The sequence below is a fragment of the Stappia sp. 28M-7 genome (genome assembly GCF_014252955.1).
Classification (GTDB): Bacteria; Pseudomonadota; Alphaproteobacteria; order Rhizobiales; family Stappiaceae; genus Stappia.
The window spans coordinates 4,131,822-4,150,450 of record NZ_JACMIA010000001.1 but is presented as its reverse complement, the minus strand read 5'-3'; the positions used below and the strand labels follow the sequence as shown (position 1 = coordinate 4,150,450).

At 67.1% G+C, this 18,629-nt stretch carries 14 protein-coding genes; 11 read left to right on the top strand and 3 right to left on the bottom strand.

Features of this window, described 5'->3' with window-relative positions; all coding sequences use genetic code 11:
- The 11 genes from tolR to serA all read left to right on the top strand — a co-directional run bounded on the left by tolR (position 1) and on the right by serA (position 13,923).
- Positions 1–450 carry a protein TolR gene (tolR, locus tag H7H34_RS18615; protein WP_120269589.1) on the top strand — a complete coding sequence of 150 codons (450 nt, stop codon included), beginning with the start codon at positions 1–3 and terminating at the stop codon, positions 448–450.
- A gap of 5 nt (positions 451–455) precedes the next feature.
- Positions 456–1,412 carry a cell envelope biogenesis protein TolA gene (locus tag H7H34_RS18610; protein ID WP_120269588.1) on the top strand — a complete coding sequence of 319 codons (957 nt, stop codon included), beginning with the start codon at positions 456–458 and terminating at the stop codon, positions 1,410–1,412.
- 151 nt (positions 1,413–1,563) lie between these two features.
- Positions 1,564–2,919, top strand: a complete 1,356-nt coding sequence (tolB, locus tag H7H34_RS18605) for a Tol-Pal system beta propeller repeat protein TolB (protein WP_185926084.1) — start codon at positions 1,564–1,566, stop codon at positions 2,917–2,919.
- Positions 2,920–3,062: 143 nt separating this feature from the next.
- A complete protein-coding gene (gene pal / locus H7H34_RS18600) occupies positions 3,063–3,548 on the top strand; it encodes a peptidoglycan-associated lipoprotein Pal (RefSeq protein ID WP_371811427.1) in 486 nt (161 codons plus the stop codon).
- A 223-nt stretch (positions 3,549–3,771) separates the two neighbouring features.
- On the top strand, positions 3,772–4,761 hold the full coding sequence (gene ybgF / locus H7H34_RS18595) for a tol-pal system protein YbgF (protein WP_185926083.1): 990 nt from the start codon (positions 3,772–3,774) through the stop codon (positions 4,759–4,761).
- A complete protein-coding gene (gene tilS / locus H7H34_RS18590) occupies positions 4,748–6,085 on the top strand; it encodes a tRNA lysidine(34) synthetase TilS (RefSeq protein WP_185926082.1) in 1,338 nt (445 codons plus the stop codon). The genes ybgF and tilS overlap by 14 nt, the downstream gene beginning before the upstream one ends.
- A gap of 130 nt (positions 6,086–6,215) precedes the next feature.
- The gene (gene ftsH / locus H7H34_RS18585) at positions 6,216–8,144 is read left to right on the top strand and encodes an ATP-dependent zinc metalloprotease FtsH (RefSeq protein WP_120269584.1); all 1,929 of its coding nucleotides are present in this window, start codon (positions 6,216–6,218) and stop codon (positions 8,142–8,144) included.
- A 286-nt stretch (positions 8,145–8,430) separates the two neighbouring features.
- Positions 8,431–9,777 carry a phosphoglucosamine mutase gene (gene glmM, locus H7H34_RS18580; protein WP_120269583.1) on the top strand — a complete coding sequence of 449 codons (1,347 nt, stop codon included), beginning with the start codon at positions 8,431–8,433 and terminating at the stop codon, positions 9,775–9,777.
- Between the two features lie 270 nt (positions 9,778–10,047).
- The gene (locus H7H34_RS18575) at positions 10,048–10,845 is read left to right on the top strand and encodes an outer membrane protein (RefSeq protein ID WP_120269582.1); all 798 of its coding nucleotides are present in this window, start codon (positions 10,048–10,050) and stop codon (positions 10,843–10,845) included.
- Between the two features lie 217 nt (positions 10,846–11,062).
- Positions 11,063–12,238 carry a phosphoserine transaminase gene (locus H7H34_RS18570; protein ID WP_185926081.1) on the top strand — a complete coding sequence of 392 codons (1,176 nt, stop codon included), beginning with the start codon at positions 11,063–11,065 and terminating at the stop codon, positions 12,236–12,238.
- Positions 12,239–12,336: 98 nt separating this feature from the next.
- Positions 12,337–13,923 (top strand): phosphoglycerate dehydrogenase, encoded by a 1,587-nt coding sequence (gene serA, locus H7H34_RS18565; RefSeq protein ID WP_185926080.1) that lies wholly within the window; start codon positions 12,337–12,339, stop codon positions 13,921–13,923.
- A gap of 125 nt (positions 13,924–14,048) precedes the next feature.
- Here the strand turns inward: serA and H7H34_RS18560 are convergent, their stop codons facing one another.
- From H7H34_RS18560 to H7H34_RS18550, 3 genes are all read right to left on the bottom strand, one after another.
- Complete coding sequence (locus H7H34_RS18560; protein WP_185926079.1) at positions 14,049–15,821, bottom strand: hypothetical protein; 1,773 nt, start codon at positions 15,819–15,821, stop codon at positions 14,049–14,051.
- A gap of 60 nt (positions 15,822–15,881) precedes the next feature.
- Complete coding sequence (locus H7H34_RS18555) at positions 15,882–17,171, bottom strand: adenylosuccinate synthase (protein ID WP_185926078.1); 1,290 nt, start codon at positions 17,169–17,171, stop codon at positions 15,882–15,884.
- A gap of 161 nt (positions 17,172–17,332) precedes the next feature.
- Positions 17,333–18,601, bottom strand: coding sequence for an MFS transporter (locus H7H34_RS18550; RefSeq protein WP_158592717.1), 1,269 nt, complete (start codon positions 18,599–18,601; stop codon positions 17,333–17,335).
- Between the last annotated feature and the right edge of the window lie 28 nt (positions 18,602–18,629).

Below are 18,629 nucleotides of genomic sequence, written 5' to 3'. Positions count from 1 at the left end.
ATGGGCATGCAGTCCGCCGGTGCGGCGCCCGAGGAGGCCGGTCGCCGCCGTCGCCGAAAGCGCCATCAGCCGATGAGCGAGATCAACGTCACGCCCTTCGTGGACGTGATGCTCGTGCTGCTGATCATCTTCATGGTTGCTGCGCCGCTGCTCACCGTGGGCGTGCCGCTCGACCTGCCGGAGACCCAGGCCAAGCCCCTGGAAGGGGCAACGGAGCCGATCACGATTTCGGTCGCTGCCGATGGGCGCATCTATATCCAGGACACGGAGATCGCCGCCGACGAGGTGGTGCCGAAGCTGGAGGCGATCGCGCGCAACGGCTACGAGGAGCGCATCTTCGTGCGCGGCGACCGGGATGCCGACTACGGCACGATCATGGGGGTGATGGGGCGCATCAACGCGGCCGGCTACAAGCGGCTCGGCCTTGTGACGCTCGAGGAGCAGCAGTAGGCAACATGCGTGTCGGGCTCATCGCATCGACTGCGGGCCATCTGGCCGTGCTGCTTTGGGGAGTGGTCTCATTCCCCGATGCGAAGCCGTTCGACATCGCCCCGGTCGATACCCTGCCTGTCGATCTGGTTCCGGTCTCCGAGCTGACGCGTCTGCGCATCGGCGAGAAGACGGCGGAAGTACGCGAGGTCGAGGCGACCCGCCCGACGGAAAAGCCCGTCGAAGAGCCGAAGGCGGAAGAAAAGCCGGCCGAAACCGAGGCCAAGCGACCGAACCAGGCAGCGCCTGAGCCGACGCCGGCACCCACCCCCGAGCCGACCCCGGCGCCCGAGCCGCCGACACCGGAGCCTCCGGCGCCTCAGCCTGAGCCGCCCGCGCCGCAGCCGGAGCCGCCGGCACCACGCGCGGAGCCCGAGCCGGCACCTGCCCCGACGCCCGAGCCCGAGAAGAAGGTGGCGGAAACACCGCCGCCGCCGACCGTGCGCCCGCGTTCCAAGCCGACCCCGCCGCCGCAGCCGCGGCGCGAACCGCCGCGCGAGAACTTCAATCCGAACGAGATCGCCGCGCTGCTCAACAAGGTGGAGCCGGCGGGCGGGTCGAGCTCGAATTCGACGCAGCCGGCCTCGCTCGGCAGCCGTCGCGGTCAGAGCGGCGTGACGATGAGCCAGTCGGAAATCGATGCGCTGCGCGGACAGATCTCGCGCTGCTGGAACCCGCCCGCGGGTGCGGCCGGCGCTGGCGATCTGACTGTGAAGCTGAAATTCTCCCTGACCATCGCCGGCGAAATCGACCGCGAACCCTCGGTGATCAACTCCAGTTCCAACCCGACCTTTGGCATTGCGGCCGAGAGTGCTCGCCGGGCGGTTCTGCGCTGCGCGCCCTATTCGCTTCCCGCAGCGAAATACGAGGCCTGGCGGGAGGTGGAAATCGAGTTCGATCCACGCGAACTGCTCGGCGGTTAGGCATGGGTCGGGACGTGCTGCAGCCTTTGCGGATGTGCCAAGATCCGTAAGGGACGCGAAAATGACCAATTCTCAAGCAACGGATGGGCCGGACATCGGCGCCACCGCATTCGCGGTACGCCGCGACACAAGGACCGACGGAGCCTAGAGTATGATCAGACAGGCATCTGCCAGCATTGCACGCTCCTGCTCGCGAACGGCCGCCCTGCTGCTTGCAGCGGTCGTGCTGAGCTTCGGACTGCTTCCGGCCGAGCGCGCGTCGGCAGCTTTGGAGATCGTCATCAACCAGGGCAATATCGAGCCGCTGCCCATCGCCCTTCCGGCCTTTTCGGGAGCTGGCGGCGAGGCGAAGCTCGCGTCCGAGATCACCGACGTGATCAAGGCCGACCTTGCCCGGTCCGGTCTCTTCCGGCCGCTCGACCCGGCCAGCTTCATCGAGAAGGGCGTCAACGTGAACACGCCGCCGGAGTTCGGCTCCTGGCGCCCGATCGGCGCGCAGGCGCTGGTGGTCGGTGCCATCGAGCGGCAGTCGGACGGACGTATCCGCGCCGAATTCCGCCTTTGGGACGTCTTTGCCGGCCAGCAGATGCTGGGCCAGCAATTCTACACCACGGCCGACAACTGGCGGAGGATGGCCCATATCATCGCGGATGCGATCTATGAGCGGCTGACCGGCGAGAAGGGCTATTTCGATACCCGTATCGTCTACATCGACGAGACCGGCACCAAGGACAAGCGCGTCAAGCGGCTGGCCATCATGGACCAGGACGGCGCCAATGTGCGCTACCTGACCAATGGCAGCGACCTGGTGCTGACGCCGCGCTTCTCGCCCTCGCGGCAGGAAGTGACCTACATGGCCTATGCCGGCACCGAGCCGCGCGTCTACCTGCTCAACATCGAGACGGGCCAGCGCGAGATGGTCGGCAACTTCCCGGGCATGACCTTCGCTCCGCGCTTTTCGCCGGACGGCCAGCGGGTGGCGATGAGCCTGCAGCAGGGCGGCAATGCCAACATCTTCGAGATGGACCTGCGCTCGCGCCGCACCACGCGGCTGACCAACACGCCGGCCATCGACACCAGCCCGTCCTATTCGCCGGACGGCAGCCGGATCGTCTTCGAGTCCGACCGTGGCGGCACGCAGCAGCTGTATGTGATGGACGCCAATGGCGGCAATCCGCAGCGCATCAGCTTCGGGCCGGGGCGCTACTCGACGCCGGTCTGGTCGCCGCGGGGGGATCTCATCGCCTTCACGAAGATGAACCAGGGGCGCTTCATGATCGGCGTGATGCGCCCGGACGGCTCGGGCGAGCGCGTGCTGACCGAGGGCTATCACAACGAGGGCCCGGCCTGGTCTCCCAACGGCCGCGTGCTGGTGTTCTTCCGCGACACGCCGGGCGCCAATGGCGGGCCGCAGCTGTGGACCGTGGATCTCACCGGCTACAACGAGCAGCGCGTGCCGACCCCGGCCTTCGGTTCGGACCCGGCCTGGTCTCCCTTGCTGGAATAGGCAGCCGGGGCTAGGCTAGGGGCGGCCCCCAGCTTTTGCTGCGCGCAAGATTTCGTTAACCACGTTGATGAACGCGCGCTTAACCGGTTTCGCTGTAGAAGTGTTTACCCTGTCGGGGTGGTGGGGATCAGGAGTGTGATTGGATGATGAATTTCGGGATGCGAGGCCGCGGCGCGCGCATTGCCTCCGTTGTCGCAGGCGCGATGCTTCTGGCAGCCTGCGCGCAGACCAAGCCGGACGGGCTGACTGGTAACGTCCAGCCCGGCACCGGTCAGGACTTTGTGGTGAACGTGGGCGATCGCGTGTTCTTCGGCAACGACCAGACGACGCTCTCGCCGCAGGCGACCGCGACGCTGGACAAGCAGGCCCAGTGGCTGAACAGCTACAGCCGCTACACGGTGACGATCGAAGGTCATGCGGACGAGCGCGGCACGCGCCAGTACAACATCGCGCTTGGTGCAAGGCGTGCGGATGCAGTGCGCAACTATCTGGTTGCCCGCGGCATTCCGGGCAACCGCATCAAGACGGTGTCCTACGGCAAGGAGCGTCCGGTCGCAGTTTGCAACGACGAGAGCTGCTGGACGCAGAACCGTCGTGCGGTGACCGTGCTCGACAACGCCGGAAGCTGACCGGCTTACCTGCCGGAACGGCGATGACCTGCCTTTGGGGCGGCCGGACGGGAAACCGTCGCGGCCGCCCTTGCGTTTCTGCCCGGCGGGCGGAGCGATGCCCCGTGCGGCGTCAAAATTTGGCCGAAGTCGCAGCGCCCTGTGCTATTGCGTTCAGGCGGATGGTCAGGCACTCGCCCGGCTGCCGCGCGGGCGGAGGACAGGCATGAAGCGATTGAAACCCATGGCTTTCAGAATTCTATCCGGCGTGTTCGCGCTGGTGATGCTGCTTGCGTTGCCGCAAGGGGCGTCCGCGCAGCTTTTCGGCTCGCGCGACGACAGTGATGCTGCTGTGCGGATCAACCAGGTCGAGGAGCAGATGCGCAACCTCACCGGTCAGATCGAGCAGCTCAACTACCAGATCCGGCAGCTGCAGGAGCAGCTGCAGCGGATGCAGGAAGACAACGAGTACCGTTTCCAGCAGCTGGAGCAGGGCGGCCGCAAGCGGTCTGACGCAGCGCCCGGCCAGCCGGCCGGCCAACCGTCCGGTCAGCCTGGCGATCTCGCCGGTCTCCAGGGCAGCGGCGAGAGCTACGGCCCGGCGTCCGGAACGCTCGGCCAGCTGCCTGCCGATGGGTCGGGCGACGCCGAGTTCGGCGCGGAAGGCGGCTACTCCCAGGACGGCTCCGGCGCACCCGGCGCGGGCCCGCTCGACCTGTCTGCGCTCGCGCGCGGTCAGGCCGGCTCGGGCGGTTTCGCAGCCGGCGGAGGGCAGGGCGACCTGCCCCCCGGCGTCTCCGGAGGACAGTCGCAGGACTCGTTCGGCATGGCGTCTGCGCCGAACTCGGCGTCGCCGCGGGCGTCCTATGACAGCGCCTATTCTATGATCATGGCCGGCGACTATGCCGGGGCGGAGGCCGGCTTCAAGGACTTCCTCCAGCAGCATCCGAACGACCCGCTGGCGGCGAACGCGCAGTTCTGGCTGGGCGAAAGCCTCTATGCCCGCAAGCAGTACCGGGATGCGGCCGACGCTTTCCTGAAGAGCTACACCGACTATCCCGACAGTTCCAAGGTGACCGACAGCCTGCTGAAGCTCGGCCTGTCGCTCAAGGGCATCGGCCAGAAGGATGCCGCCTGCGCCACCTTCAGCGAGCTCTTGACCAAGTATCCTGGCGCGCCGACCTCGATCCGTGCCGAAGCTCAGGCCCAGCAGCAGAGCGGTGGCTGCGTCTGACCGCGTGCGGCCCGTCTGTGAGACGCAGGCCGACGCCCTCCTTGCTCTGCTGACCCCCTTTCGCCGCCTCGCGCTTGCCGTGTCGGGCGGCCCGGATTCCACGGCCCTGTTGCTGCTTGTCGCCGCCTGGCGCGCGCGCAGGACCGCTCCCCCCCACATCCACGTCCTGACCCTCGATCACGGCCTGCGCCCGGAGGCGGCAGGCGAGGCGCGTGCCGTGGCCGCTCTCAGCGACCGGCTGGGTCTGCCCTGCCGGATCCTGACATCGACCTTGCCCAAGCCGTCCGCCAACCGGCAGGCCTCAGCCCGCGAGCTGCGCCGGGAGTTGCTGGTTGCGGCTTGTGCCGAGCTTGGAGCCGAGGCGCTGGTTCTGGCCCACCATCAGGACGACCAAGCCGAGACGCTGCTTTTGCGCCTTGCCCGCGGCAGCGGCGTTTACGGCCTTGCAGCGATGCCGGCGCAGGGCCTCTGGCACGATGGCAAAGGGGCCTGCGTGACCGTGTTGCGGCCTCTGCTGACGGTCAGCAAGGCAAGCCTCGTCGCGACTTGCTCGGCGGCGGGCGAGGCCTATGCGGAGGATCCGTCGAACGAGGATGCCGCCTATGCGCGGACGAGAATTCGACAGCTGATGCCCGCACTGGCCGGCGAGGGGCTGGATGGCGCCACGCTCGCCGCGACCGCAGCCCGGCTGGCTTCGGCCGCTGCCGCCATCGACGATCAGGTCGATGCGGCACTGGCCTCTGGCGCCGTTCGGCATCCGGCCGGCCCGGTGCGGCTGCGCGTCGAGACGCTGTCCGCGTTGCCGCGCGAGACGATGCTGCGCCTCCTTGCAAGACTGCTGGCGGAGGTTGGGGGGGAGGCATATCCGCCGCGCTTGGTGCGGCTGGAGGGGCTGGTGGAGCGGCTGGCGGCAAGCGAGCGCGTTCAGGCGACGCTTTCGGGAGTGGTGGCGCGCCGGCGCGATGGCGAGATCGTCTTCTGGCGCGAGCCGGGGCGGACCGGGCTTGCGTCCCTGGAGCTTGCCGGGCCCGGCCGGGGCCTCTTCGACCGCCGATTCCTTCTGGAGGTCGAGCGAAACGGGCCGTATCGCGTGGTGCCGCTCGGCCGGCTTTCGGAACACGGCATCGACCGCAAGGCGGTGGGCGACTGGCCATGGCAGTCCTTTGCCGGCGCGCCGCTTCTGCTTGGTCCGGCCGATGCGGCCTATTGTCCCGGCCTTGCCGGCGAAGCGCCTGTCGGTGTCCGGCTCGTCCCGATCACACGGCGGGAAAGCCTGTGGCAGCCGGAGCTTGGGACAAATCCCTTCGGCCGGCGGGAAATTTAAGAAAAATGAGACCTGTTTCGTGTGAATCTCCTTCGTCGCCTTGGCAGCCCGTTCCTGCGGACCTATCTTTGGCTTAGAAGGACTTCTTTCCAGCGCAGACCGCCGCCTTGCCGCGGTGAAGGAACCGCTCATGAACGCCAATTTTCGTAATTTTGCCCTCTGGGTGATCATCGGCCTGCTGCTGATCGCCCTGTTCCAGCTCTTCCAGAGCCCGGGACAGCGCACGGTGTCGAACGACATCCCCTTCTCGCAGTTCCTGAATCAGGCCGAGCAGGGTGACGTGCGGGAGGTGACGATCCAGGGCCAGCAGATCATCGGTACCTACAACAGCGGCGGCTCTTTCCAATCCTATGCGCCCGAAACGGCTGGCGAGTATGTCGAGATGCTGCGGTCCAAGGACGTGCGGATCATCGCCCGCCCGCCGCAGGAGAGCTTCTCGCTGCTCGGCGCGCTGATCTCGTGGTTCCCGATGCTGATCATCCTCGGCATCTGGATCTTCGTGATGCGCCAGATGCAGGGCTCGGGCGGCAAGGCGATGGGCTTCGGCAAGTCCAAGGCCAAGCTGCTGACCGAGGCCCATGGCCGCGTCACCTTCGAGGACGTTGCCGGCATCGACGAGGCCAAGGAAGACCTGCAGGAGATCGTCGAGTTCCTTCGCGATCCGCAGAAGTTCCAGCGCCTGGGCGGCCGTATTCCGCGCGGCGTGCTTCTGGTCGGTCCTCCGGGCACCGGTAAGACGCTGACCGCGCGTGCCGTCGCCGGCGAGGCCAACGTTCCGTTCTTCACCATCTCGGGCTCCGACTTCGTCGAGATGTTCGTCGGCGTCGGCGCCAGCCGTGTCCGCGACATGTTCGAGCAGGCGAAGAAGAACGCGCCCTGCATCATCTTCATCGACGAGATCGACGCGGTCGGCCGCCATCGTGGCGCCGGTCTTGGCGGCGGCAACGACGAGCGCGAGCAGACGTTGAACCAGCTGCTCGTGGAGATGGACGGCTTCGAGCCGAACGAGGGCGTGATCATCATCGCGGCGACCAACCGCCCGGACGTGCTCGACCCGGCGCTGCTGCGCCCGGGCCGTTTCGACCGGCAGATCGTCGTGCCGAACCCGGATGTCACCGGCCGCGAAAAGATCCTCAAGGTCCACATGCGCAAGGTGCCGCTGGCGCCGGACGTCAATGTCCGCACGCTGGCACGCGGCACGCCCGGCTTTTCCGGCGCGGACCTGATGAACCTGGTCAACGAGGCGGCGCTGCTGGCGGCTCGCCGCGGCAAGCGGCTCGTCACGATGTCCGAGTTCGAGGACGCCAAGGACAAGGTCATGATGGGTGCGGAGCGCCGCACGCTGGTCATGACCGAGGAAGAAAAGAAGCTCACCGCCTATCATGAGGCAGGTCACGCGCTGGTGGCGCTGCACATGCCGGCTTCCGATCCGATTCACAAGGCGACGATCATTCCGCGCGGCCGCGCGCTGGGTATGGTCATGCGTCTGCCGGAGAAGGATCAGGTCTCGCTGACCCGCGCCAAGTGCAAGGCCGACCTTGCGGTGGCGATGGGCGGCCGCGTCGCCGAGGAGATGATCTTCGGCTACGAGAAGGTGACCTCGGGCGCCTCGGGCGACATCCAGATGGCGACGCGCCTCGCACGCGCCATGGCGACCCAGTTCGGCATGTCCGACAAGCTCGGGCCGCTGCTCTATGGCGAGAATCAGGAGGAGGTCTTCCTCGGCCACTCCGTCGCCAAGAGCCAGCACGTGTCGGAGGATACCCAGCGGATCGTCGATGCGGAGATCAAGTCCTTCGTCAACACCGGCTACGAGACCGCCCAGCGCGTCCTGTCGGAGCACGAGGATCAGCTCCACATCATCGCCAACGGGTTGCTGGAGTACGAGACCCTGTCGGGCGACGAGATCCGCGACCTGCTCGACGGCAAGCCGCCGGTGCGCGAGACGGATGACGACCAGCCGACTGCCCGCGCTTCGGCAGTGCCGAAGACCGGCGCCAAGCGCCGGGGCGAGGGCGATGCCCCGACCGGCGGCATGGAGCCTCAGCCGCAGGGCTGACCGCATCCTCAAAAGGTCAAGCGAACGGCCCGGCAGGCGACTGCCGGGCCGTTTTCGTGCCGGGCGGCGGGGCCCGGCCTGTAACGAACGAAAACAAATTTTGAACTCCTTTGTGGCAGCTTGGTGCTACATGGAGGGGCCGTCGGCGAGGCAGGAGTGTCTGCCGGCGGGCGACAAGCGGGACCGGCGGAAAGGCCGGGCGCAACTGGCGCGGCGGACACCGGTTCGCGGGGCGGTTGCACGGCTGCCGGTCGGCACGCCTCCTGCCGCAGAAGACAGGGTCGACATGACGCGCAAGTATTTCGGAACCGACGGCATTCGCGGCACGGCCAACCGTGCGCCGATGACGCCCGACATCGCACTCAAGGTCGGCATGGCCGCCGGCCTGTCCTTCCGCAATGGCGTTCATCGCCACAGGGTGGTGATCGGCAAGGACACGCGTCTGTCCGGCTACATGATCGAGAACGCGCTGGTCGCGGGCTTCACCGCCGTCGGGCTCGACGTGCTGCTGCTCGGGCCGATGCCGACGCCGGCGGTGGCTATGCTGACACGCTCGGTGCGCGCCGATCTCGGCGTCATGATCTCCGCCTCGCACAATCCCTATCACGACAACGGCATCAAGTTCTTCGGCCCCGACGGCTACAAGCTGTCGGACGAGGTGGAGAGCGAGATCGAACGGCTGATCGAACAGGATCTGTCGCGCCAGCTCGCCTCTCCTTCGGAGCTCGGCCGGGCCAAGCGCATCGACGGCATGCGCGACCGGTATGTGGAATTCGCCAAGCGTACCCTGCCGCGCGAGATGAGCCTTGCGGGCCTGAGGATCGTCGTCGACTGCGCCAATGGCGCCGCTTACAAGGTCGCCCCCGAGGTCCTGTGGGAGCTCGGTGCAGAGGTGATCGCCATCGGCGTCGATCCGGACGGCTACAACATCAACCTGAAATGCGGCTCCACCGACACCGATGCGCTGTGCCGCAAGGTGCACGAGGTGAGGGCGGATATCGGCATCGCGCTGGATGGCGATGCGGACCGGGTGATCATCGTCGACGAGAACGGCAAGGTGGTCGACGGCGACCAGCTGATGGCCGTTGTCGCCCAGTCCTGGCTCGAGGACGGCCGCCTGGCGGCTTCCGGCATCGTTGCGACCGTGATGTCCAACCTCGGGCTGGAGCGCTATCTCGGCGGCCTCGGCCTGACGCTCGCGCGCACCAAGGTCGGCGACCGCTATGTGGTCGAGCACATGCGCCAGCACGGCTACAATGTGGGCGGCGAACAGTCCGGTCACATCGTCCTGTCCGACTTCGCCACCACCGGCGACGGCCTCGTCGCGGCGCTGCAGGTGCTGGCCTGTGTTTCCAAGCTCGGCCGGCCGGTGTCGGAGGTCTGCCGCCGGTTCGATCCGGTGCCGCAGATCCTGCGCAACGTGCGCTATTCCGGGGCAACGCCGCTCGATGATCCCAGCGTCCAGGCCGCGATCGAGGATGGCCGCAAGACGCTCGGCAACAGCGGGCGCCTGCTGATCCGCGCTTCGGGAACCGAACCGCTGATCCGCGTCATGGGCGAGGCGGACAACGAGGATGTGCTGACCGGTGTCGTCGACCGGATCGCCGAGGCCGTGGCTCGCGCCGCCGCCTGAGCAGCTTGCCCCCAGTTTTTCAGTGACGAGGCCGCTTCCCGAATGGGAGGCGGCCTTCTTCATATGGTTAATGATTTGCAAAGACCGGGGGAGAACTATTGCCGATCGCAATGGGTATTCGCGATTGTTTACTCTTCGTTAAGGTAAAAAAAGGCGGTTAAATTTTACGGTTAAGCCAGCCTTAAGCATTTTATACAAATCTAGCCTCGTGTTTCACGTGCGCGGCCGGCAAAGGATGACTGTTCGGACGCACCCTACGAGGACCGAGACATGAGCAGCCATATCAAGAAAATGTGCCTGGCTGGCGTCGCGATAATCGTCTCGTCAGCCGTCCATGCAGCGGATATGCCGATCCCGGTGATCGAACATGTTCCCGAAGTGCCGGTTGTTACGGGCGGTTGGTATCTGCGTGGCGACATCGGCTACAAGATCTACCAGACCCCGAGCGTTGCCTACGGGCCGTCCAACTTCGCCAATGAGAAGATGGACCGCACCGGCATGGTCGGCGTCGGCGTCGGTTACAAGTTCAGCGACTATCTGCGCGCGGATGTGACGGTGGACTATGAGTTCCCGGCCAAGGTCACCGGCTATGCGCCGTGCCCTGCACCGTGCGGCGGCCCCGGCGTCGGCGGCTTCTCCACGGAGACGGCCGACATCGACGTGCTGACCTTCATGGTCAACGGTTATATCGACCTGGGCACCTGGGCGGGCTTCACCCCGTATGTCGGCGCCGGTGTCGGTACCTCCTACGTCACCTCCAAGGATGTGAAGTTCGTCAACCCGAACGGCACCTCCGGCTCCTATCCGGGCGACAGCAGCTGGAACTTCTCCTGGGCCCTGATGGCCGGTGGTTCCTACGAGCTGAGCCAGAACTGGGCCATCGATGCGGGTTATCGCTACCTGAACATCGGCAACGCCTACAGCAAGAGCTTCAGCACGGGCGGCGCCAACCCGTCCTACAAGATCCGCTACGAGGATCTGGCTGCGCACGAGTTCCGCGTCGGCATGCGCTACACGTTCAACTCGGGCCCGGCCTTCCTGCCGGAGCCGATCATGGCGAAGTACTAAGCCGATCGCCCTGCGCGGCGTCGTGCCGCACGGGCTGTCGTCGAGTTTCGAGGGACCGGGCGATTACGCTCGGTCCCTTTTGTTTGCCCGTCCCGTTGCGGGCGCGAGCGGACCGTCTCCGTTGTTTTGACCGCTTGCGGGCGGGCCGCCCTTCGGATATCCCCGTCAGTGGGCCACTCCTCCCCAACGAGGAGCACCTATCTGAAAGGGTAGTCAGATGACGCAGCATGCAGAACCGGCCGTTCGGCCGGAAAATCCCCAATTCTCCTCTGGTCCTTGTGCGAAGCGCCCCGGCTGGTCGGCTGCGGCGCTTGCCGACGCTCCTCTGGGCCGCTCCCACCGCGCCAAGCCGGGCAAGGCCAAGCTTGCCGAGGCGATCGAGCTCACCCGTGAGGTCCTCCAGGTCCCGGCGGACTACCGGATCGGCATCGTGCCGGCTTCCGACACCGGTGCGGTCGAGATGGCCATGTGGTCGTTGCTCGGCCCCCGCGGCGTCGACCTGCTGGCCTGGGAAAGCTTCGGATCCGGCTGGGTGAGCGATGCGATCAAGCAGCTTCGGCTTGCCGACACGCGGGTCCTCGAGGCGCCCTATGGCGCGCTGCCCGATCTGTCGAAGGTCGATTTCTCGCGCGATGTGGTCTTCACCTGGAACGGCACCACCTCGGGTGTGCGAGTGCCGAATGCCGACTGGATTCCGGCCGACCGCGAAGGCCTGACCATCTGCGATGCGACCTCGTCCGCCTTCGCCCAGCCGATGGACTTCTCCAAGCTCGATGTCGTCACCTTCTCCTGGCAGAAGGCCCTTGGCGGCGAGGCCGCGCACGGCATGCTCATCCTGAGCCCGCGTGCCGTCGAGCGCCTGGAAAGCTACACCCCCGCCTGGCCGATGCCGAAGATCTTCCGCATGACCAAGGGCGGCAAGCTGATCGAGGGCATCTTCAAGGGCGAGACGATCAACACCCCGTCCATGCTCTGCGTCGAGGACTATATCGACGCGCTGAAGTGGGCGAAGGAGATCGGCGGCCTCAAGGCGCTGATCGCGCGGGCCGATGGCAATGCCAAAGCCATTGCCGACTGGGTGGAGCGTACCGATTGGGTGGACTTCCTGGCGAGCGACCCGGCGACCCGCTCCAACACCTCCGTCTGCCTGCGGATCGTCGATCCGCGCGTGACCGGGCTCGATGCCGACTTGCAGGCAGCCTTTGCCAAGGCGATGGCTACTGCTCTCGACACGGCCGGCGTTGCCTATGACATCGGCTCCTATCGCGATGCTCCGTCCGGCTTCCGCATCTGGTGCGGTGCGACGGTCGAGCAGACGGATGTCGAGGCGTTGCTGCCCTGGCTCGACTGGGCTTTCGAGCGCCAGTTGCAGGCGCCCGGCAAGGCCGCCTGAGCCTCTTTCCCACACGAGAGACAGACATGACCGGCTTCCCTCCCTTTGCGAGCTCGCTCGCAAAGGGAGGCGAACCGGCAAGCCAGGGAAACTAGCCAATGGCCCCCAGGGTTCTGATTTCCGACAAGCTGTCCGAAGCCGCTGTCGAGATTTTCCGCTCGCGCGGCGTCGAGGTTGATTACCGCCCGGATCTGGGCAAGGACAAGGACGCGCTTCTCGCCGCCATCGGCGAGTATGACGGCCTTGCGATCCGCTCGGCCACCAAGGTGACGGCGAAGCTGCTCGAGGCTGCCGACCGGCTCAAGGTGGTCGGCCGTGCCGGCATCGGTGTCGACAATGTCGACATTCCGGCGGCCTCCGCCAAGGGTGTCATCGTGATGAACACGCCCTTCGGCAACTCCATCACCACGGCCGAGCACGCCATCGCGATGATGTTCGCCGTTGCCCGGCAGATTCCCGCCGCCGATACCTCCACCCAGGCCGGCAAGTGGGAAAAGTCGCGCTTCATGGGAGCGGAGCTCACGTCCAAGACCTTCGGCCTGATCGGTTGCGGCAATATCGGCTCCATCGTTGCCGACCGCGCCATCGGCCTGAAGATGCGGGTGGTGGCGTTCGATCCGTTCCTCTCCGACGAGCGAGCCATCGATCTCGGCGTCGAGAAGGTCGATCTCGACACGCTGCTGGCGCGTGCCGACGTGATCTCGCTGCACACGCCGCTGACCGACAAGACGCGCAACATCATCGATGCCGCGGCGATCGAGAAGATGCGCCCGGGCGTCATCCTCATCAATTGCGCCCGCGGCGGACTGGTCGACGAAGTGGCGCTGCGCGCGGCACTCGAGAGCGGCAAGGTCGGCGGGGCCGGCGTCGATGTGTTCGTCGACGAGCCCGCGACGGAAAACGTCCTCTTTGGCGCTCCGAACCTGGTTTGCACCCCGCATCTGGGGGCCTCGACCACCGAAGCGCAGGAAAATGTCGCCCTGCAGGTTGCCGAGCAGATGTCGGACTACCTGATGAAGGGCGCCGTTTCCAACGCGCTGAACATGCCCTCGATCACGGCCGAGGAAGCCCCCCGCCTGACGCCTTTCGTCAAGCTGGCGGAACTTCTGGGGTCGTTTGCCGGTCAGCTGACCGAGACGGGTCTCAGCAGCATTCGCCTCGAATACGAGGGCGATGTGGCGGAGATGAACATCAAGGCGCTGACGGCGGCCGCCCTTACCGGCGTGCTGCAGCCGCTGCTGCAGACCGTCAACATGGTCTCGGCTCCGGTGATGGCGCGCGAGCGCGGCATTCTGGTGGAGGAAGTGCGCCGGGCCCAGGCTGGCGCCTACGAGAACTACATCCGCCTGACCGTGAAGACCGAGCGTCAGGAACGCTCCGTCGCCGGCACCGTCTTCTCCGACAGCAAGCCGCGCATCATCCAGGTGAAGGGCATCAACATGGAGGCCGAGCTCGGTCCCCACATGCTCTACGTCACCAACGAGGACAAGCCCGGCTTCATCGGCCAGCTCGGCACGCTGCTCGGCGAGGCGGACGTGAACATCGCGACGTTCAATCTCGGCCGTACGGCACCGGGCGAGGATGCGATCTGCCTAGTCGAGGTGGATGGCGAGGTGCCCCAAGCGGTGCTGTCGAAGATCGTGGCGCTGCCGCATGTGAAGCAGGCGAAGCCGCTGAAGTTCTGAGCGGGCGGCGCCTTGCGGCGCCCGTTGCCACACGAAAGAAAGGGCCGGAGCGGCATCGCCGCTCCGGCCCTTTTCTCATTCGCCAATAGAGGATCATGCCGCTCGCGATTGCGCGCGGCGGCCGATCAGCCGGCGCGCCAGGCGTCGGTCGCCTGCTGCACCGCGCGGGTGCCGGGCGTGCCCTTTTCCAGCGTCAGGATGGCGCGCTTGCCGTTCTCGTACAGCATCGGGATGTCGATCCACCCGCGCTCGCGCAGCAGGCTCAGGTTGCGCTCCTGCTCATCCGGCAGGTTGGACAGCGCGACCCAGAAATAGCCATCGGCGACCTTCACCGAAGCGCCGATCAGCGCATCGCCGCGGGCTTCCTCGGTGGTCTTCATCACGAGACCGGGAACCTCGGCGACGCCCTGTCCGGAAAAGCCTTCCGGCAGTTCGAACTGCACTTCGAGCAGGTGGCTCGCCGGCAGCGTGCTGTCGCGGTTCGGCTTCAGCGTCAGATTGGCCGCGATGTTGCGCTCGGGAACTTCGACGCGCATCCGCAGCACCGTCTCGGCGCGGCCGTCGATGGTTTCTTCCGCCACGCTCCACACGGCGCGACCGGCGGAGGCCTGTCCGGCGCTGCCCCCCGTCTCGCCTTCCTCGTAGAGGATGGCACGCTGGGCCACCGGAGCATCGCTGCTGGCGGTCGGATCGGGCTGGGCCGGTGTCGCGGCGGCGGTCTGCGTGTCCTGCTGCGGCGTGGCATCGGCCGGCGTCTCGGCCGGGCCGTCCAGCGGCGTCTCGACGGCATCCGGCTCTTCGGTTGTGTCGGCAGTGTCGGTCTGGGCCGCAGGCTCCTGCGGCTCCACCGTGCGCACTCCGCCGCTGTCCTGGCCGGACGGAGCGGCCGGGGCCAGGGTGTCGGTCTGCGGGCCGTTGGGCGTGATGCGGGTCGTGGTGACCGCGCGTGCGTCGGGAGCCGGGCCGTCGAGCAGGCGCGCGGTATCCTTGCGCGAGGAAGGCGCCGCATCCGAACCGCTGTCGGCCGGGGTGTCGGTGGTGCTGGTCGGAGCGGCCGGCTGGCTCGTCGCGGTCTCGCTCTCGTCGCCGGAGAACAGGCCCATCAACGCGTCGCGCTGCGAATAGCCGACGGCGCCGACGCCAACGACCAGCATCAGGAGAGCAACGCCGCCAAGGATGGCGGGAAGGCGGGAGGGACGCATGTCGCCGCCATAGGGCAGCGGCCGGCCGGTATCGCGCGCAGACGAGGGCAGGCGATTGCCGCGTGCAGACGATCCGCGTCCGGTCTCGCCAAACCCGGCGTCGCCGGCGTCCATGGCCGGTTCGGCGCCAAGGGTCGGCTCGCGCTTTTGCGGCGCGGTGCGGGCGGGCTCGCCGTCCAGGGCGCCACGGGCGGAACGCCCTGCCTGATCGGCGGCATCGCCCAGCTTGCGGGCTTCGGCGATGGCGCTTTTCAGCGTATCGCGCGGCGGCTCGGTGGCTGCCGGGGTGCGTGCGGCGGGCGCAGCGGACGGTGTCGGAGCCGGCCGAGCGGCCGCCGGTGCCGCCGGGCTTGCAGCTTGTGCGGGAGCTTCCGGCGCGGCCGGCCTGGCGGCGGGTTGCGGCGGCTTGGGAGCTTCTGCCGGCTGCGGTGCGGCCGGACGAGGCGTTGCGACAGGCTGCTGCGCGGCGGAGAACCCGAGGGTTTCGCGCGCGGCCTCCGCCTCCACCTTGCGGATGGATTCCTCCAGCCGCAGCTGTTCTGCGGTGATTTCCGAAGGCGACAGCGGCGGATCATAGGCCTTGAGCTGGGCGACGATGGCCTTGCGCGCACGCTGGTAGATCTCGCGCCGGGCTGCTCCGGTGTTCTCTGGAAGCGCTGCGACGGTTTTTTTCAAAACCGGGTAGTAATCTGCCATATCGCCACTCGTGATCGCCGCACACAGGACCGCGCCAGGGCGCGGTCCACGGTTTAAGGCTTAATCCTGAAACGGATTCTGGACAAGGATTGTGTCATCCCGCTCCGGCGAGGTCGAGAGCAGGGCGACCGGAGCGCCTATCAACTCCTCGACATGGCGGACATACTTGACCGCCTGCGCCGGCAGGTCGGCCCAGCTGCGGGCGCCTTCCGTCGATTCCTTCCAGCCCGGAAGGGTTTCGTAGATCGGCTTGACGCGGGCCTGCGCGCCCTGAGAGGCGGGCAGGTGGTCGATGCGCTGGCCGTCGAGCTCGTACGCGACGCAGATCTTGATCTCGTCGAGGCCGTCGAGCACGTCCAGCTTGGTCAGTGCGATGCCGGTGATGCCGTTGATGCTGCAGCTCTGGCGCACCAGAACGGCATCGAACCAGCCGCAGCGGCGCTTGCGCCCGGTCACCGTGCCGAACTCATGGCCGCGGGTGCCCAGGAACTCGCCCACCTCGTTGTCCTGCTCGGTCGGGAAGGGGCCTTCGCCGACGCGGGTCGTGTAGGCCTTGGTGATGCCGAGCACGTAGCCGATGGAGCTCGGGCCGAGGCCGCTGCCGGCCGCCGCCTGCCCCGAGACCGTGTTGGAGGAGGTCACGAAGGGGTAGGTGCCGTGGTCGATGTCGAGCAGCGTTCCCTGCGCGCCCTCGAAGAGGATGCGCTTGCCGTCGCGGCGGCAATTGTCGAGCAGCGACCAGACGGTCTGCATGTAGGGCAGCACCTGGCCGGCGACGCTTTCCAGCTCGCCGAAGATCGTCGCCGGATCCACTTCCGGCTCGCCGAGGCCGCGGCGCAGCGCGTTGTGGTGCGCCAGCAGCCGGTCGATCTTGGCCGGCAGGCTCTTCAGGTTTGCCAGATCCATGATGCGGATGGCACGGCGGCCGACCTTGTCCTCGTAGGCCGGGCCGATGCCGCGCTTGGTGGTGCCGATCTTGGTACCGGTGACAGCGTTCTCGCGCAGCGCGTCGAGCTCGCGGTGCAGCGACAGGATCAGCGTCGCGTTGCCGGCGATGGCCAGCGTTTCCGGCGACACCTGGATGCCCTGTTCGGCCAGCCGGCCGATCTCCGCCACCAGCGCATGCGGATCGATCACGACGCCATTGCCGATCACCGACAGCTTGCCGCGCACGACACCCGAGGGCAGCAGCGAGAGCTTGTAGCTGACACCGTCGATCACCAGAGTATGGCCGGCATTGTGCCCGCCCTGGAAGCGCACGACGACGTCTGCCTGCTCCGACAGCCAGTCGACAATCTTGCCCTTCCCTTCGTCACCCCATTGAGATCCGACGACGACGACATTGGCCATTCGAGACGTTCCTTCGATCAGGCAAACCGGCTGGCAGCGGCACCAGCGCACACGAAAAACCCCGGTTCAGCCGACCGGGGCAATGCGAGGCGGACTATAGCGGCGGTGATCCGCATTTACGAGCCCCTAGACCCGCTTTCCACGCCGGCGCGGCGGAAAAGTCACTCCCGGTCGGGCTTGTCCTGCCCCTTCTGACTGCTTGCCAGGCGAAAGATCGCCGGAGAGGTGCGCAGCAGCCAGACAAAGCGGCCCCGGCGACTCGCCGGAGCAGCGCCTCGGATGAAGAGCCGCAGGCCGACGAAGGCGACGAAGGCCAGATGCAGGCCACCAGTATAGACGAAGAAGGCGGTCGGGCCGAACCGGTCCATCACCGCCGAGGCAATGAGCGGGCCGACCATGGCGCCGAGGGCGAAGAACATGGTGAGCCCGGCGGCCAGCTCGACATATTGCCCGGGGCCGGCATGGTCGTTCGCATGGGCGGCCGAGAGCGAATAGAGCGGCAGCGCGAAGCCGCCGAACAGGAAGGCGCCGAGGAAGATCGCCGCTTCCATGGTGACGCCCGACAGGAACAGGCAGGAGAGCCCGGCGCCCAGCGTTGCCATGATCAGCACATAACGCCGGTCGATGCGGTCGGAGGCCCAACCGAGAGGGAACTGGAAGATGGCGCCGGCTATCACCCACAGGCTGATCAGGAGCGCCAGCCCGTCGGCATCGAGGCCGACTCCTTCCGCATAGACCGGCCCGACCGTCCGGAAGGCGCCGTTGGTCAGGCCGATGGTCAGGCAGCCGACGGCGGCGACGGGAGAAATAACCCAGATGGACAGGTAGTTGATGCGCGTCGTATCGGAGACCGGCGGATTGCCCTCGCGGGCGAGCGAGACCGGGATCAGCGCGGCACAGAAGACGAGGCCGATGACCACCAGGATCTCGAAGCCGCCGGCGCCGAAAGCGGGCAGCAGGAACTGGCCGCCGGTGACGGCGCCAAGGTCGACGATCCGGTAGATGCTGAGAATGCGCCCGCGCTCGGCATTGGACGACAGCGCGTTGAGCCAGCTTTCCAGCACCATGGCCGTGCCGCAAAAGGCGATGCCGCTGACGAAGCGCAGGCCCGCCCAGTAAAGGCCCGGCGCGGTGAGCAGCAACAGCAGCACGGCGATGGCGCTCAGCGCCGCAAGGGCGGAGAACACCCGGATATGCCCGACCCGCTGGATCAGGATCGGCGTGACCAGGACCCCGAGAATGAAGCCGGCATAATAGGCGGAGCCGAACAGGCCGATGGTCGTGTCGGACAGGCCGTTCAGCCGGCCGCGCACCGCGATCACGGTCATCGCGACGCCGTTGGCACCGAGCAGCAGGCCGGCGGCAACGAGCAGCGGCACGAGACGGTAGAGCAGCGGGCGTGAGGCGAGGGAGGTCAGGGTGTCGGGCATTCGGGCCAGCATTCCTGGCAGCGGCGGG